Genomic DNA, 15,547 nt, shown 5'->3' on the forward strand with positions numbered 1-15,547 from the left:
GTTAGATTATATATTTAAGATTAAAATATTAAATTTGATAGAACTAATAGGGAAATATGAAGTTAATTGAACTGGCAGAAGAGTTGAAAGTCTCTGCAGAAGCGATCAAACAGTTTATACAGGATTTTGACCTTGAGTTGGTAGACTGTATCAGTACGAATTTTGAAGTGAAAGAAGATTTTGAAAAATTCGCTCGTGAAAACCTGGATTTTTTAAAGCTCTATGAAAAAGATCTTGATAAAAATAAAACTCTGGAGCAGATTGCTGAGGTAATTAATCAGCCTAAAGAAAAAGTGGAAAAAGCAATTAAGGACAATAATCCTAATATTTTTGACAATGGCTTTTTCAAATCCTCTATTTCAAGTTATAGCATTGATAATAAACTAGGAGGAAATTATCAGTTTGTCTATGATTATTTTGGGCATAAGACAAGTCTGAAAAAAAGAGATTTTATAGGGTATAGAGATTTGTTTTTCTACACTTCGGCGGTTTTAGAGCCTTTTCTGAATCCTCAGCAGATCAAAGACTGGGGAATCAATAAACCGGCAGGGATTATTTTATATGGACCTCCCGGAAGTGGGAAGATTTTCTGGGCCAATAAAATTGCTGAAATCATAGGATACAGTTTTAAAGAAGTCAAAAAGCACTATTTAGGAACGTCTCTGATTGATGGGAATGAAATTAATTTCAGTGACTTTCTGATGTCTATGATGAAAGAAAATAAATTACTGCTTTTTCTCGATGATTTTGACGAAATTATGATGCAGAGAAAAGCAGAGACAGATATTGCTTCCTGTAATCTTGAAGCCCAGGAACTTATCCTTCATTATATCGGAAAATTTGAAAAAGAAGGAGTGTTGATGGTTGGATCTGCCAATTCTGTGTCAGAAATAGATGAGGAGATTCTAGCACCGGGAAGATTTGATGTGATGATACCTATATTCCCTCCCAATGCTTCAGAACGGTCAGAAATTATTTTATATGCGATGACCAGAGGCCTGGAAGAGGATTCTCTCCTGTACAAAATTCTCATTTACAATAAAGCGGATAAAGTTCCGTTCTGGCACGAGATTTCATCAAAAATGAAAGCTTTCAGCAATACCATGCTGATTGATTTTACTCAAAGTCTGAAAAAAAGAATTAAAAATCTATACCAGAGAACAAAGAATGAAAAGCTTAAAATTGATCAGGGGCTTTTGAATGCTGCTCTCAGAGATGCTGCAGGGAAACTTACCGAAGAATATCTTGATCAGGTAGCCCGATTTTTAGCTGATGCCATTATCAATAATTTTGATGAATTCCAGTTTAGAATCAAGGCACTTAAAGCAGAACTGGAAACTTATAAAGTCGTGGAAGAATCAAGACGGGCTATAGGTTTCTCTCATAATGATGAGGAGAAGAAGACTAAGTAGAGGATTCGGGGTTCGAGATGCGAGATGCGGATTTAAGAGTGTGTGATACTGGATACAAGGTTTAATAGGATGTGATCTGAAATCTGATGTCTGATATCTTGGTTCTTGACTCTTGACTCTTATCCCTTATCTCCACTCTCAACGTCTCATGTCTCAAATCTATACATTCTACATTATACATTACACATTGTACAAATGATCAGCATCTGGGAACTAGAAACCTTTTACAGTAAAAGAGATATTATCATTATAGGAGCAGGTTTTTCCGGGCTTTGGACTGCTATTTCCATTAAAGAAAAATATCCTGAAAAATCAGTGTTGATTATCGAGCGCCATGCAGTGCCACTTGGGGCTTCAACGCGCAATGCCGGATTTGCCTGTTTTGGAAGCCTGACAGAGGTAATTGCCGATGCTCAAAAGATGGGGTGGGAAAAGACCCTGGATTTGGTTGCCATGAGGTTTAATGGGCTTCAGAAGATCAGGGAATATTTTAAAAGTGACGAGATAGACTTTGAACTTAGTGGAGGATATGAAATTTTGAATAATGAAGAGCCTTTACAGCATCTTGATATCGTTAATGAAAAACTGAGATCTGTTACCGGACTTGAAAAAACCTATCATCTGAAACAGGATAAAATAGAAGACTTCGGTTTGGGAAAATCAAAGTTTCTGATTGAAAATATCTGTGAAGGAAGTTTACATTCCGGGAAACTGCTGCAGAAGCTTTTAGAAAAATGCCATGAACTTAAAGTGGGGTTTTTATTCGGTACAGCAGTGGAGAATATTGACGAAAACTCTGATGAGGTGCTGGTCTATCTTTCAGAAGATCTTTCTGTAAAAACAGATCAGCTGATATACTGTACCAATGCTTTCAGTTCAAAATTCCTGGAAAAAGAAGAGATTATCCCAGCCCGTGGACAGATTCTTCTTACAGAGCCTATAGAAAACCTGAAATTAAAAGGTACATTTCATTACGACGAAGGATTCTATTATTTCAGGAATTTAGGAAACAGGGTTTTGTTGGGAGGAGGTCGGAATCAGGATTTTAAAACAGAAGAAACTACAACCTTTGAAACCACCGAATTCTTGCAGAATCACCTGGAAAACTTTTTAAAAGAAGTGATCTTACCGAATCATGAATATAAAATAGCCCTCCGATGGTCAGGAATCATGGCCATGGGATCAGAAAAAACACCTATCATAAAACAGCTTTCAGAAAAACAGTTCTGTGCAGTAAGGCTTTCCGGAATGGGAGTGGCGCTCGCTCCAAAGATTGGGGAAATAGTGGCGGAGATGATTTAGTGCAGATATCAGATGTCAGATGTCAGATGTCAGATTTCAGATTTCAGAAGTTGACGTTGGGGTATTAGATTTTAAAGAATCAAGAGCCAAGAATTAAGAATAAAGAACAAAAATAAGAGGTAAAGAGGTATAATACCTCCCCTTACATCTTAATATCCGGCATTTCGTACCCCGTATCCCGTATCTCGTACCCCGAATCTCTCACCTCACAACACTTTCAACTTTGACCTCTCAACTCTAAAAGAAATCCGTATTTTTGCAAAAAGAATAAATCGTGATCAACAACGACCAGATAAAAGAAGTTCAATCCAGAATTGAAGACTTACACAGATACCTTCAGATAGAAAAAAAGAAAATAGAAATAGCCAACGATGATGAAAAAACGGCTGCCCCGGAGTTTTGGGATAATCCTAAAACAGCAGAAGCCTTTTTGAAGCAGCTTCGTTCCAAGAAAAAATGGGTAGAAGGCTATGATGAAATCCAGACTCAATTCGAAGATCTTCAGGTTTTAGCGGATTTTGCTAAAGAAGACCCGGATTCTGAAAAAGAGCTGGATGAAACATTTCCCCAGTTGGTAGAAAAAATCGAAGATCTTGAATTTAAGAACATGCTTTCCAATGAAGGGGATGAGCTTTCTGCTGTTCTTCAGATTACCGCAGGAGCCGGAGGTACAGAAAGCTGTGACTGGGCATCAATGCTGATGAGAATGTACACCATGTGGGCAGATAAGCAAGGATATAAAATCCGTGAGCTTAATTTTCAGGAAGGAGATGTAGCCGGTGTAAAAACCGTTACCCTGGAAATTGAAGGGGAATATGCATTTGGATATCTGAAAGGAGAGAATGGAGTACACCGTTTGGTGAGAATTTCACCTTTTGACAGTAATGCAAAACGCCACACAAGTTTTGTTTCCGTATATGTGTATCCTTTGGTAGATGATACTATTGAAATCAATATTAACCCTGCTGATATCAGCTTTGAAACCATGAGATCTTCAGGAGCAGGAGGTCAGAACGTAAACAAGGTAGAAACTGCCGTACGTCTACGTCACGCACCAACCGGAATTATTATTGAAAACTCAGAATCCCGTTCACAGCTTCAGAATAAAGAAAAAGCAATGCAGCTCCTTCGTTCAAGATTATATGAAATGGAATTGGAAGAGCGTATGAGAGCCAGAAATGAGATTGAAGCCAATAAGATGAAAATCGAATGGGGAAGCCAGATCAGAAATTATGTGATGCACCCTTACAAATTGGTAAAAGATGTACGCTCAGCTTATGAAACATCAGATGTGGATGCTGTAATGAACGGAAATATCACCCCTTTCTTAAAAGCTTTCTTAATGGCGGATGGAACGGCGGTTTCCGATGATGATATGGAGCTATAAATATCATGTTTTATTTTTAGTTAAAATCTTATAATTTATTTTTGTTTCAGGTATTTTAGACCTATTTTTGTTGTTCATCGAGATATATGGAAGATTTTAATAGCTGGAAGGATTTATTAAACCCGGAGTTTTACATTAAAATGGGAGGGTTTTGGCTTATTTTGTTTATTGTTTTTGCTGAAACAGGTCTTTTTGTAGGATTTTTTCTTCCTGGAGACTCTTTATTGTTCGTTTCGGGGATTTATGCCGTTGAAATTATCAAAGAGACATTTGGCTCCACGGCGAGTGATTTCTTGGATACTACTATTTTGGCAACCGGAGTTGCATTAGCTGCAATTATAGGAAATGAAGTAGGATATTATTTTGGAAGAAAAGCTGGCCCTGCCTTGTATAAAAGACCGGATACAATGCTTTTTAAGAAGAAATATCTGTATCAGGCTCATGACTTCTTTGAGAAGCATGGAGCATTAGCCATTATTATGGCCAGGTTTTTACCTGTTGTGAGAACCTTTACACCCATTGTTGCAGGTATTGTAAAAATGGACAAAAAAGAATTCTTAAGAGATAATATTATTGGTGCTGTTTTATGGTCATTCATTTTGATCTTTGCAGGACATTATCTTGACAAATTATTCATGGAACAGTTTGGAATCAATTTGAAAGAAAAACTGGAGTACATTATCATTATTATTGTACTGGTAACCACACTTCCTGTGATTGTCAAGTTTGTTTTCGGGAAAAAAGAGGATCTTTCTTCCAAGTATGACAACAAAGATTTTGAATAGTAAACAAACGATATACTTAATACATAACCTGCTTTTTTAGCAGGTTATTTTTTTATCCATTCCAGAATATTCGGATAAATAATACTGTCTCTTTTTCTTTTGCTGAAAAACCGGGGTACATGACCTGTTTTTTTCATAAAAACCAATTTATGAGGAACATTCATGGTGGTAAGTGCAGAATCCATGGCGAGACCCTGATGCGGATTGACTAGAAAATCATTATTCCCCTGAAAAAGTAAAGTAGGAACCCTGGTGATATTGGCTATTGGGCTGGCTTCTTTAAAAGCTTCGGAAACATTTTTTCTGTCGAACTTAGCTCCCACCACTTTTTGAAAGGTAGGAGAAGTATATTTGGAATAAAAAGAATTAAGATATTCTGGACTGTAAAAATCTGTGGGACCGCTTAAGGAAATGATTTTCCTGATCTGATCAGGATGCTGATATCCGTATAGCAAAGCGAGATGCCCGCCGGCACTTTCTCCAAGTAAAACATAATTGTTGGGAAGCAGTTCTGCTTTTTCTGCTAAAGAATTAAATCTTTCAATAACAGATCCAATATCTTCGAGCTGCTGTTTATATGTGATTTTTTTTCGTTTAGAAACTAGCCGGTAGTTCATATTGATACTTGGAATTTTATTTTTAAAAAGCATCTTTTGAACCTGTATCATGTGTTCCTTTTTTCCTAACGTCCAGGCACCCCCATGAACAATAAGAACTACAGGAGAATCCTGGGCATAATCTTTGGGAAGAAAAATATCCATTTTCTGCCTTTTATGCTCACCATATTGTAAATTATAGATTTTCTGCTGGCCTCCCTGACCTACCCAAACCCTGAATCTGGTATTACATGAGTGGAATATAAAGCTTATACATCCTAAAACAAAGAAATGATATCTGAGGACTAGCTTTTTCATACATCAAATGTAAGAAAAATATGACGATTTGCAGACCGTTCTGAATAATTCCCTTTCAGCTTTTTTCAGCTAATTCTTTTAATTTTTGATTCATCATATTGAAGCCGGCGGCTGTATTGTCAAAATTAAAAAACGGAACAAGTAAACCCGAAAATTGTTCTGATTGGATCAACCGGGTGGTGCCGTTTTTATGATCAATCAGTTCAAAATGATGTTCACCGTCAAATACTCCCTTGAACAACAGTTTTCCTAACCATTTTAATTCTTTATTTTCTTTTTTGGATAAAACGACAGGTTTGAAAACCATTCCTTTTCCTCCCTTTGGTTCAATGGTAACCTGTATTTGATTGCCTTCTTCTACAGATCCCTGGATACTGGTAATAAAGGGATTCCAGGTTGGATAGTCCTGAAAATTGGTTAATATTTTCCATATTTTTTCAGGGCTGGCATGAATGGTAATTTCTGTTTCTATTTTCTTTGACATGATAAAATGATTTTTATGTAGGCAAAGTTCGGTGAGAATACTAAAAATCCACTTGACAAAAATCAAAGATTTCCTGTAGCAATTTTATTTCTTATCCTGCTGAAAGTCTCAGAGGTCATCCCAAGCATTGAGGCGATATACTGCAAAGGAATTTGATTGAATAATTGAGGGTTTTCATTGAAAAAACATAAGTATCTTTCTTCAGCCGTCATTGATAAATGACCGTAAACTCTTGTTTCAATAGTAGTGAAACAGTGAATAATGAAGGCTTTTTCCAAGATATGCCATTGAGGAACCCGGCTCTGTAGTTTTTCGTAGTCAGTTTTATCAATGGTGTATAATTCTGTATCCGTAAGAGCTTGAATAGTCCATCTTGCAGGAATATCAGACATAAAACTGGAAAGATCCGTTACAAAATATCCCTGAGTGGAAATCCATTGTGTGATCTCTTTTTTTTCAGTTTCACAAAAGATCCTTAAAAATCCCGACCTGATAAAACTTAATTTTGTGCTTTTCTTCCCTGCCTTCAGGAAAAAATCATTCTTTTTAAGAACTTCCGGTTTGAAAAAAGACACGATTGTTTTTAAATCATCAGCATCAATATTAGTAAAATATGAAGTAAGGCTATGTTCAAGATCAATATTTATGTTGCTCATGGTTGAGGGGATTCTAAGTTTTCAGCATATCGGTACAGAGAACTATTGTATCTGGGGAGATGTTGGGATAATGCTTTTAAGGCTAAAGATAATGCTTCTTTGTTTTCGCCTGCAGAATAGAGGGAAAGGGCTAAAAAAGAATCGATGGCATCATTCAATTCATCAGAATAATTTGCTTTTTCTTCTCTTAAAATATGGATGCTTTCCTCTATTTTTCCATTATTTCTTAATGTACTTGCCAACTGAATTCTTGCTCTTCTTCTTCGTAAACCTGATAATCCGAGATTTAATGCAGATCGGTATAATGGTTCAGCTTCCTTTTCATGTCCCGTGGAGTCAAAAGCACACGCCATTTCAAAATGGGGGATAGCCTGTGAACCTGAAAATAATACTGTATGATCTTTGATCTGTTGAATGAATTCTTCATTGCTTATTTTTCCAAATTTCAGCCAGATAGACTGTAATTGGGTTTCCCAGTTGGCTTGGTCATTCATTTTTATAACAATTTAAACAAAGATATAAAATGTTGAAAAAGATGCACGCCTTTATGATTTTGTTTATTCTTAAAATTATTGTCCTATTATGAATAAGGAAACGGAATTAAATAATTATTTTTGCAGGACTTAACAAATATTAAAAAAATATTAAAATATGGCTTCAGGCTTTTTTGCAATTTTAGATGATATTGCAGCATTGATGGATGATGTAGCAGTTACCAGTAAAATAGCTACACAGAAAACTGCAGGTATTTTAGGAGATGACCTGGCTGTAAATGCTGAAAAAGCTACAGGCTTTCTTTCTTCGAGGGAGCTTCCGGTTTTATGGGCTATTACCAAAGGTTCATTTATTAATAAACTGATTATTCTTCCCATTGCCTTTTTGCTCAACTGGCTGTATAAGCCTGCTATTGAGATGATTCTTATTCTGGGAGGTCTGTATCTGGCTTTTGAAGGGGTAGAAAAAATTATTGAATTCCTGTTTCACCGTTCTAAAAAAGGACATGAAGTAGTGGAAGAAAGCAAAGAGGAAGACAATTCTGAAGTATCTGAAAAAGCAAAAATAAATTCAGCTATCCGAACAGACTTTATTCTTTCTATTGAGATTGTCATTATTGCATTAGGTACTGTTATTCAGGAAAACCACCCGTTGATTACCCAAATCTTAACAGTAACTTTTGTGTCATTTATAGCCACTGTAGGAGTATATGGAATTGTTGCTCTTATTGTAAGAATGGATGACGCTGGGTTTAAGCTGATCAAAAAAAGCCATGATAAGGGATTCTTTTCCAAGCTTGGACACTTATTGGTAAAAGCGTTGCCTATTATTATTAAAGTTTTGGGAGTAGTAGGAACAATCGCTTTGATTCTGGTTTCAGGAGGGATTTTTGCTCATAATATCCATTATTTGCATGAATTATTACCAACATGGCCAGCTATGCTTAAAGAATTTACTTTTGGAATTGTAGGAGGATTGGGTGCTGTAGCCCTATTCACTATAGGTAAAGGAATATATTCTTTAGCTACTAAAAAATAAAACCAATTAAGATATTATAAAAATCCTGTACTGAAATAGTACAGGATTTTATTTTTTATATTGACTTGATCAGCTCCGTTAGGGTGTAGTGAAAAAAAGAGACCCTAAGGCCTCTCTATATTAATTGAATAAATCTTTCACTTTATCAAAAAAAGTTTTTTCCTTACCGGATGGTTCTGCAACCATTTCTCCGCTGGACATCTGCTTCTCAAAGAAATCTTTCTGTTCCTTGGTCAGCTTCTGTGGTGTCCAAACATTGATGTGAATAAACATATCACCTTTTCCATAGCTGTCGATGCTTGGAAGACCTTTTCCTGCCAGTCTTAAGATCTTTCCGGACTGTGTTCCCGGATCTACGGTAATCTTCACTTTGCCTCCTACAGTAGGAATCTCTCTCTTGGTTCCCAGTGCAGCTTCTGCAAATGATACATACAGTTCCTGGTGAAGGTTGTCACCTTCTCTCTTGATCGTTGCATCTACTTCTTCCTCTACAATAACCAGTAAGTCTCCCGGAATTCCTCCAAATGGAGCATCATTTCCTTTCCCTCTTACATTAAGCTGGATACCATCTCTGGCACCGGCCGGAATATTAATAGTGATTTCTTCTTCATCTTTGATAAGCCCCTGTGCATTAGCGCCTGCAGGAATTTTATCTGCAACTTTCCCGATTCCCTGGCAGGTACCACAGGTAGCCTGTGTCTGCATCTGACCGAACATCGTGTTCATTATTTTAACCTGAACACCGGAACCGTTACAGGTAGGACATGTTTTTGAAGTAGCACCTTCTGCTACTTTCATTTTTTTAACTTTAATGGTTTTTTGGGTACCGTTCACCATTTCTTCAAGGTTCAGCTTGATTCTGATTCTTAAATTAGAACCTTTCACCTGCTGGCGTCCTCCGCCACCACCGCCGAAACCTCCGAAACCACCTCCGAAAATATCTCCAAACTGGCTGAAAATATCCTCCATATTCATTCCGCCTCCGAAGCCTCCGCCTCCGAAACCACCATTTCCACCTACTCCGGCATGACCGAACTGGTCATATCTGGCACGTTTCTGGTCGTCGCTTAACACCTCATAGGCTTCAGCAGCTTCTTTAAATTTTTCCTCAGCCTCTTTATCTCCTGGATTTTTATCCGGGTGAAATTTGATGGCCATTTTTCGGTATGCTTTCTTTATTTCGTCGGCTGATGAAGATTTGCTGATCTCCAGAACCTCGTAGTAATCTCTTTTTGACATGACTTTCTATATCTATAATTGATGATTGATAAATGATAAAAGATATTTAAAATTTAGTAATAAAAGTATAGCTACCTATCAATTACCACTCATCATTTACCGTTTATACTATTAGTTTCCTGTTACTACTTTTGCAAAACGAATTACTTTATCACTTAAAGTATATCCTGTTTCAATAACGTCTACAATTTTCCCTTTTAAATCTTCTGATGGAGCAGGGATTTGAGTAATAGCTTCATGGAAGTCTACATTGAAGCTGTCTCCGGCTTTTACCTCGATTGCTTTTAACCCTTTTTCCACAAGTCTGTTTTTGAATTTCTGATAGATAAGTTCAACGCCTTGTAAATCAGATGGGTTTCCGTTTTTAGCAATTTCTTTTAATGCTCTTTCAAAATCATCTAATACTCCTAGCATAGATACCATCATATCCTGATTGGCATATTGGAAGAATTCCATCTTCTCTTTAGATGTTCTTTTTTTATAGTTTTCAAACTCAGCATACAATCTGATGTAACGGTCCTTCTCTTCTGCCAAAAGTTCCTCAGCAGAAGGAGTAGCTGTCACATTGTCCTCAGATACGGCTTCGTTCTGAATATTGTTTTCTCCTTGATTATTGATGCTTTCTTCGTTAATATCCTGGTTTTCCATAATTCAATATTTATTTACAGATTGTTTGACAAAGATTCTGCCAAATCAAAAAATCAGGACATTAAGGCAGAAAAAGAAAAGCATTGTTGCTGATGAAAAAAGAGGGACGTTGTGAAGCAAAATAGGCTGTTGACAATCCTTAATGTGATGGTTCAACAGCCTATTTGAAATTATTGTGTTCGTTCATTATTCACGTTTCTATTCTCCAGCAAACGTCTGATACAGTAAATAAAGGTTTAGAATAATGATAATGATAGAGATGATCCACACACATACTTTAAGAAAAGGTTTGTTGACAAATTCACCCATCTTAGCTTTATCATTGGTAAACATTACCAAAGGGACTACTGCAAAACTAAGCTGCATAGAAAGGATAACCTGGCTTAGTACCAACAAATCTGTTGTTCCCTGTTCCCCGTAAAGAATAGCGACAATTAAGGCCGGGATAACAGCAATAAGTCTTGTGATAAGCCTTCTTAGCCATGGTTTTAATCTGATATTTAAAAAACCTTCCATTACAATCTGGCCCGCCAGGGTTCCGGTAAGGGTTGAATTCTGTCCTGAAGCAAGCAGGGCAATAGCAAAGGCGATACTTGCCATGGAAGCTCCTAAAATAGGGGTCAGCATTTTATAGGCATCATGGATATCAGCAATATGTTCGTTCCCTGTAGTATGGAATGTTGCAGCTGCAAGAATAAGGATAGCAGCATTGATGAAAAAAGCAAGCATAAGGGATACTGTACTGTCTAAAGTGGCAAATTTTATCGCTTCTTTTTTCCCTTCTCTATCCCGGGTGTAATCCCTGGTCTGCACAATACTGCTGTGGAGGTATAAATTGTGAGGCATAACGGTAGCTCCCAAAATTCCGATAGCAATATAGAGCATTGCCGGATTTTGGATAATTTCTTTCTGCGGTACCAGGCCGCCAAGGATCTCATTAAAAGCAGGTTTGGATATAACGATTTCATAAACAAAACAGGACAGGATGATAAATATAAGCCCGCCTACAATGCTTTCTATCCAGCGGAATCCTTTTGCCTGAAGCAAAAGAATAATCAAAACATCAACCGTCGTAATAACAATCCCCCAGGTCAAAGGAATATGAAATAAAAGATTTAAGGCAATAGCAGAACCTATCACCTCGGCGAGGTCACAGGCCGCAATGGCTATTTCACAAAAGATCCAGAGTATAAAGTTGGTCGTAGGATTGAAATGGTCTCTGCAGGCCTGTGCAAGATCCCTTTCTGCTACAACTCCCAGTTTTACGGATAAATGCTGTAACACCATGGCAAAAATATTGGAAATAAGGATGACGGAAAGTAAGGTGTATCCAAATTGAGCACCTCCGGCAATATCTGTAGCCCAGTTTCCGGGATCCATATATCCCACAGCAATCATAAGACCCGGGCCTGCAAAAGCCAGATATTTTCTCCAGAACGATGCATTTTTAGGAATCTTAATAGAGGAATAAACCTCTGGTAATGAGTGTAGGGTTTTATCTTTACGCCAGGCGTTTTTTAAGTTGAAATTCATAAATGTTAGAAATGACTAACAAATTTAATTAAATAAATATAAATGAGGAAATCAAAGGACAAAAAAATCCCGGAAATTGCTTTCCGGGATTAAATTTGTATTGAGTCTAAAGATTATTTTGCAAATCTTACAGACATTTTTCTGTCAGCAGCTCTCTCAGCATCAGAAGCTTTAGCATCTACTGTAGCAAATTTACTTCCGTAACCTTCTGCTCCAAGTACTTGTGCTCCAACTCCTGCTTTAGCCAAAGCAGCTTTGATATAGTCAGCTCTTGCCTGAGATAGTTTTACATTAGAAGCTTCGTTTCCTGTTTTATCAGTATATCCCCCGATTTTAACTTTAGCATCCGGGAAAGCTTTTAAAATAGCAACAAGGTTATCTAATTGTCCTTGTGAACCTGCTTCTAAGTTTGTAGAACTTCCCATTTTAAAATTAACATGGTCAAAGTCATACCACTTATCTTTCAATGCAGCATCATCCGCTGCATTTTTATAACCGCCAGATTTCAGGAATGAAATCATCTGATCTTCAAGACCTCCTTTGTAACCTTTTAGCATTACTCCGTTCAGGTCAATGTTTTCATCTGTTTTAACAGTAGCCGGAGCAGGGGTTGCAGTTCCAGTCGTAGCTGCTGTATCCACAGTAGTACCAGTTGCTGTTGAATCAGACGCAGCTGTAGTGGTCGTTGTCGTCTGTTTTTTCTCGCACTGTTTCCATAAGAAATATCCGGCTGCAATTAATAATAAAAGCGGAAGCAACCATTTCCAGATTGAGCCACCGCCTTCATTGTTATTGTTATTATTGTTAAATTGCTCTCTTACCTCTCTTGCTCCTTCAGAAACACTTTCTCTGGCTGTAGCAACACCTTCGGCGATGTTGTCCTTAGCAGTAGAAGTTACTGATGAAACGGTTTCTTTAGCCTGGCCAAACCAATTTTCAGCACCTAAACCAAAAGAAGCTAAAGAAAGACCTGCTGGCAGTAAAGAAGAGATAATGCCTTTCTGATCATTCAATAAACCGGAAATCCCTGAAGCTCCAAGGTTATTATCTGTTGCATATTTCCCAACAGTACCTACAGTAGCTCCTGTTACCAGATTTAATAGGGAACCTGCAGTATTATTGCTGACTCCTGAAAAACTGGCAATGGAATTTACAAGTCCACCCACCTTATCTCCAAAAAGAGAAGATAATAAGCTGGTAATAATAGGATTACTGGATGATCCACCCAATAAATTTCCTAATATGCCGCTTGAAGAGGCCTTCGTTATTGCATCCAATACACCAGGATTGTCTGCATTATTGGCTAATCCGCCTACTACGGCAGGCAATAAACCACCAATTGCTTTAGAAATACCGGATTCACTTTCTCCAAACTGCGATGCAGCCTGCGAAACCAAAGCGGGACCTAATTGTCCTTTAATTAAATCAATGACATTTAAAGACATAATAATAAATTTTTTTGGATTAATGTTGTGATAAATTTAAACAAAAATCCGTCCAAAAGTCACTTTTTTTTGAATATTTCTTTAGAAATTAATGATTTTTTTTGAAATTATTAAAATTTTTAATAAGCTTTTGCGAATAATACACGTCTCTTAGAAGGTTTTCCTGAGATCATAGAAACCCCTTCTTCCACATCATCATCCAAAGGAATACATCTGATGGTAGCTTTAGTTTCGTCCTTGATCTGCTCTTCTTCTTCTGCAGTACCGTCCCAATGTGCATAAATGAAACCTCCTTTTTCTTCTAAAACTTTTTTAAACTCTTCATAAGTATCTACTTGAGTGATATTTTCTTTTCTGAAGTTTAAAGCTTTCGTATAAAGATCTTCCTGTATAGTCTTTAATAATTCTTCGATATAAGAATCTAACCCTTCAATAGAGTGTGACTGCTTAGTAAGATTGTCTCTTCTTGCGATTTCTACAGACTTGTTTTCAAGATCTTTTGGTCCTATTGCTATTCTTACAGGGACACCTTTCAATTCGTATTCTGCAAATTTCCAGCCCGGTTTATTCTGAGTGTCATTGTCAAATTTCACAGAAATACCTTTGGCTTTTAGTTTAGCCTGGATATCTAAAGCCACTTCACTAATCTGGTTCAGCTGTTCGTCTCCTTTGAAAATAGGCACAATAACCACCTGGATAGGGGCCAGAGTTGGAGGCAATACCAATCCGAAATCATCAGAGTGAGTCATGATCAACGCTCCCATTAAACGGGTTGAAGTTCCCCATGAAGTAGCCCATGCATGTTCTATTTTTCCTTCTTTGTTGGTGAATTTTACATCAAATGCTTTTGCGAAATTCTGACCCAGGAAGTGAGAGGTTCCTGCCTGAAGAGCTTTCCCATCCTGCATTAATGCTTCAATACAATAGGTTTCATCTGCTCCTGCAAATCTTTCAGATGGTGTTTTTAAACCTCTTACAACCGGCATAGCCATGAATTTCTCTGCGAAGTCTGCATATACATCGTTCATTTTTTCAGCTTCTTCTACAGCTTCATCTTTGGTAGCATGAGCCGTATGTCCTTCCTGCCATAAAAACTCTGCAGTTCTAAGGAATAAACGGGTTCTCATTTCCCAACGTACAACATTCGCCCACTGGTTGATCAATATCGGTAAATCTCTGTAAGATTGAATCCAGTTTTTATAGGTATTCCAGATAATCGCTTCAGAAGTAGGACGTACAATAAGCTCTTCTTCAAGCTTAGCATCAGGATCTACAATCAGTTTGTGCGGATTATTTGGATCTGTTTTTAATCTGTAATGGGTAACTACGGCACATTCTTTTGCAAAACCTTCCGCATTCTTTTCCTCTGCCTCAAACAAGCTTTTGGGCACAAAAAGCGGGAAATATGCATTAACGTGACCTGTTTCTTTGAATCTTTTATCCATTTCATCACGCATTTTTTCCCAGATTGCATAGCCATATGGTTTGATCACCATACATCCACGCACTCCTGAATTTTCAGCTAAATCAGCTTTTACAACCAACTCATTATACCATTTGCTGTAATCTTCGCTTCTTGAGGTTAATTTTGCCATTATTTTTTAAAATTTTTTTAACTTTTGTACATTATTGTTATCTAAAAATAAAAATCTATTTTTGATAGATTTATTTACCAGTCTTTTGGTACATTTTTGGTACAGATTGCAAATATAATTTAATTTAAAAATTTTTACGTTATCATGAAAAGAAATATACATAAAAATTTGCTTGGCCTGCTTAAATCTAAAGGGATTTTAGCCGTTTCAGGCGGATTATTGCTTATGTCTTGTGGTGCTCAGATGGGAGGGTATAGCGAGACAGACGGGGTTTATTATGACCCTAACAAGGATACGCTGCCGGAAGGAGTGATCATTAATGGTAGCGGAAACAGAGTAGGCGAATATTATGACTACTATCAGGATTCTAACGTGATTCAGAATGCACAGGAGAATTCAAGAGACCAACAAAATAAATATAACGAATGGAGCGGTACGAATCCAAGCTGGAATACCAATGCAACAGATTCCGATTGGGGAATGTATGCAGGCTCTCAAACCAACTATTATGACAACTCATGGGGATATGGATCTCCTTGGGGCTGGTACGGTGGCTATAGCCCATATTGGGGCTGGAACCGTGGCTGGGGTTGGAATATGGGATTGTCCTGGGG

The 15,547-nt window shown here is 37.4% G+C and carries 14 protein-coding genes and 1 pseudogene; 6 read left to right on the plus strand and 9 right to left on the minus strand.

Annotated elements, in window-relative coordinates; genetic code table 11:
- The first annotated feature begins 56 nt into the window (after positions 1 to 56).
- From DRF57_RS10345 to DRF57_RS10360, 4 genes are all read left to right on the plus strand, one after another.
- Complete coding sequence (locus tag DRF57_RS10345) at positions 57 to 1,412, plus strand: AAA family ATPase (protein ID WP_115918366.1); 1,356 nt, start codon at positions 57 to 59, stop codon at positions 1,410 to 1,412.
- A gap of 195 nt (positions 1,413 to 1,607) precedes the next feature.
- Positions 1,608 to 2,714, plus strand: coding sequence for an NAD(P)/FAD-dependent oxidoreductase (locus DRF57_RS10350; RefSeq protein ID WP_115918368.1), 1,107 nt, complete (start codon positions 1,608 to 1,610; stop codon positions 2,712 to 2,714).
- Positions 2,715 to 2,988: 274 nt separating this feature from the next.
- Positions 2,989 to 4,101 carry a peptide chain release factor 2 gene (prfB, locus tag DRF57_RS10355; protein ID WP_084086130.1) on the plus strand — a complete coding sequence of 371 codons (1,113 nt, stop codon included), beginning with the start codon at positions 2,989 to 2,991 and terminating at the stop codon, positions 4,099 to 4,101.
- An 86-nt stretch (positions 4,102 to 4,187) separates the two neighbouring features.
- Complete coding sequence (locus DRF57_RS10360; RefSeq protein ID WP_115918370.1) at positions 4,188 to 4,886, plus strand: DedA family protein; 699 nt, start codon at positions 4,188 to 4,190, stop codon at positions 4,884 to 4,886.
- Positions 4,887 to 4,930: 44 nt separating this feature from the next.
- Here DRF57_RS10360 and DRF57_RS10365 read toward each other — a convergent pair whose 3' ends face one another.
- The 4 genes from DRF57_RS10365 to DRF57_RS10380 all read right to left on the minus strand — a co-directional run bounded on the left by DRF57_RS10365 (position 4,931) and on the right by DRF57_RS10380 (position 7,434).
- On the minus strand, positions 4,931 to 5,800 hold the full coding sequence (locus DRF57_RS10365) for an alpha/beta hydrolase (RefSeq protein ID WP_115918372.1): 870 nt from the start codon (positions 5,798 to 5,800) through the stop codon (positions 4,931 to 4,933).
- Between the two features lie 55 nt (positions 5,801 to 5,855).
- The gene (locus DRF57_RS10370) at positions 5,856 to 6,284 is read right to left on the minus strand and encodes an SRPBCC domain-containing protein (RefSeq protein WP_115918374.1); all 429 of its coding nucleotides are present in this window, start codon (positions 6,282 to 6,284) and stop codon (positions 5,856 to 5,858) included.
- A gap of 62 nt (positions 6,285 to 6,346) precedes the next feature.
- The gene (locus tag DRF57_RS10375; RefSeq protein WP_115918376.1) at positions 6,347 to 6,940 is read right to left on the minus strand and encodes a Crp/Fnr family transcriptional regulator; all 594 of its coding nucleotides are present in this window, start codon (positions 6,938 to 6,940) and stop codon (positions 6,347 to 6,349) included.
- Positions 6,937 to 7,434, minus strand: a complete 498-nt coding sequence (locus tag DRF57_RS10380; RefSeq protein WP_047494261.1) for a tetratricopeptide repeat protein — start codon at positions 7,432 to 7,434, stop codon at positions 6,937 to 6,939. Before DRF57_RS10380 ends, DRF57_RS10375 begins: the two co-directional genes overlap by 4 nt.
- A 157-nt stretch (positions 7,435 to 7,591) precedes the next feature.
- On the opposite strand from DRF57_RS10380, the gene DRF57_RS10385 reads away from it, so the two are divergent.
- Complete coding sequence (locus DRF57_RS10385; RefSeq protein WP_047494258.1) at positions 7,592 to 8,473, plus strand: DUF808 domain-containing protein; 882 nt, start codon at positions 7,592 to 7,594, stop codon at positions 8,471 to 8,473.
- A gap of 120 nt (positions 8,474 to 8,593) precedes the next feature.
- On the opposite strand, the gene dnaJ is transcribed toward DRF57_RS10385, so the two are convergent.
- The 5 genes from dnaJ to proS all read right to left on the minus strand — a co-directional run bounded on the left by dnaJ (position 8,594) and on the right by proS (position 14,933).
- Positions 8,594 to 9,712: a molecular chaperone DnaJ gene (gene dnaJ, locus DRF57_RS10390; RefSeq protein WP_084086124.1), complete on the minus strand. Its 1,119-nt coding sequence runs from the start codon at positions 9,710 to 9,712 to the stop codon at positions 8,594 to 8,596.
- Positions 9,713 to 9,823: 111 nt separating this feature from the next.
- Positions 9,824 to 10,360 carry a nucleotide exchange factor GrpE gene (locus tag DRF57_RS10395; protein ID WP_047494254.1) on the minus strand — a complete coding sequence of 179 codons (537 nt, stop codon included), beginning with the start codon at positions 10,358 to 10,360 and terminating at the stop codon, positions 9,824 to 9,826.
- A 198-nt stretch (positions 10,361 to 10,558) separates the two neighbouring features.
- Complete coding sequence (locus tag DRF57_RS10400) at positions 10,559 to 11,893, minus strand: Nramp family divalent metal transporter (RefSeq protein ID WP_047494252.1); 1,335 nt, start codon at positions 11,891 to 11,893, stop codon at positions 10,559 to 10,561.
- A gap of 113 nt (positions 11,894 to 12,006) precedes the next feature.
- A complete protein-coding gene (locus tag DRF57_RS10405; protein WP_047494249.1) occupies positions 12,007 to 13,338 on the minus strand; it encodes an OmpA family protein in 1,332 nt (443 codons plus the stop codon).
- A 119-nt stretch (positions 13,339 to 13,457) separates the two neighbouring features.
- Positions 13,458 to 14,933 carry a proline--tRNA ligase gene (proS, locus tag DRF57_RS10410; protein WP_047494246.1) on the minus strand — a complete coding sequence of 492 codons (1,476 nt, stop codon included), beginning with the start codon at positions 14,931 to 14,933 and terminating at the stop codon, positions 13,458 to 13,460.
- Positions 14,934 to 15,077: 144 nt separating this feature from the next.
- On the opposite strand from proS, the pseudogene DRF57_RS10415 reads away from it, so the two are divergent.
- Positions 15,078 to 15,547: pseudogene (locus tag DRF57_RS10415) on the plus strand (prolyl-tRNA synthetase); the annotation flags it as partial.

The organism is Chryseobacterium rhizosphaerae (genome assembly GCF_003385455.1).
Lineage (GTDB): Bacteria > Bacteroidota > Bacteroidia > Flavobacteriales > Weeksellaceae > Chryseobacterium > Chryseobacterium rhizosphaerae.

What these genes read in the sequence shown, in the direction of transcription:
- DRF57_RS10345 (WP_115918366.1), top strand. Translation starts at nt 57, where the DNA reads ATGAAGTTAATTGAACTGGCAGAAGAGTTGAAAGTCTCTGCAGAAGCG.
- DRF57_RS10350 (WP_115918368.1), top strand. Translation starts at nt 1,608, where the DNA reads ATGATCAGCATCTGGGAACTAGAAACCTTTTACAGTAAAAGAGATATT.
- DRF57_RS10360 (WP_115918370.1), top strand. Translation starts at nt 4,188, where the DNA reads ATGGAAGATTTTAATAGCTGGAAGGATTTATTAAACCCGGAGTTTTAC.
- DRF57_RS10365 (WP_115918372.1), bottom strand. Translation starts at nt 5,800, where the DNA reads ATGAAAAAGCTAGTCCTCAGATATCATTTCTTTGTTTTAGGATGTATA.
- DRF57_RS10370 (WP_115918374.1), bottom strand. Translation starts at nt 6,284, where the DNA reads ATGTCAAAGAAAATAGAAACAGAAATTACCATTCATGCCAGCCCTGAA.
- DRF57_RS10375 (WP_115918376.1), bottom strand. Translation starts at nt 6,940, where the DNA reads ATGAGCAACATAAATATTGATCTTGAACATAGCCTTACTTCATATTTT.
- DRF57_RS10380 (WP_047494261.1), bottom strand. Translation starts at nt 7,434, where the DNA reads ATGAATGACCAAGCCAACTGGGAAACCCAATTACAGTCTATCTGGCTG.
- DRF57_RS10385 (WP_047494258.1), top strand. Translation starts at nt 7,592, where the DNA reads ATGGCTTCAGGCTTTTTTGCAATTTTAGATGATATTGCAGCATTGATG.
- dnaJ (WP_084086124.1), bottom strand. Translation starts at nt 9,712, where the DNA reads ATGTCAAAAAGAGATTACTACGAGGTTCTGGAGATCAGCAAATCTTCA.
- DRF57_RS10395 (WP_047494254.1), bottom strand. Translation starts at nt 10,360, where the DNA reads ATGGAAAACCAGGATATTAACGAAGAAAGCATCAATAATCAAGGAGAA.
- DRF57_RS10400 (WP_047494252.1), bottom strand. Translation starts at nt 11,893, where the DNA reads ATGAATTTCAACTTAAAAAACGCCTGGCGTAAAGATAAAACCCTACAC.
- DRF57_RS10405 (WP_047494249.1), bottom strand. Translation starts at nt 13,338, where the DNA reads ATGTCTTTAAATGTCATTGATTTAATTAAAGGACAATTAGGTCCCGCT.
- proS (WP_047494246.1), bottom strand. Translation starts at nt 14,933, where the DNA reads ATGGCAAAATTAACCTCAAGAAGCGAAGATTACAGCAAATGGTATAAT.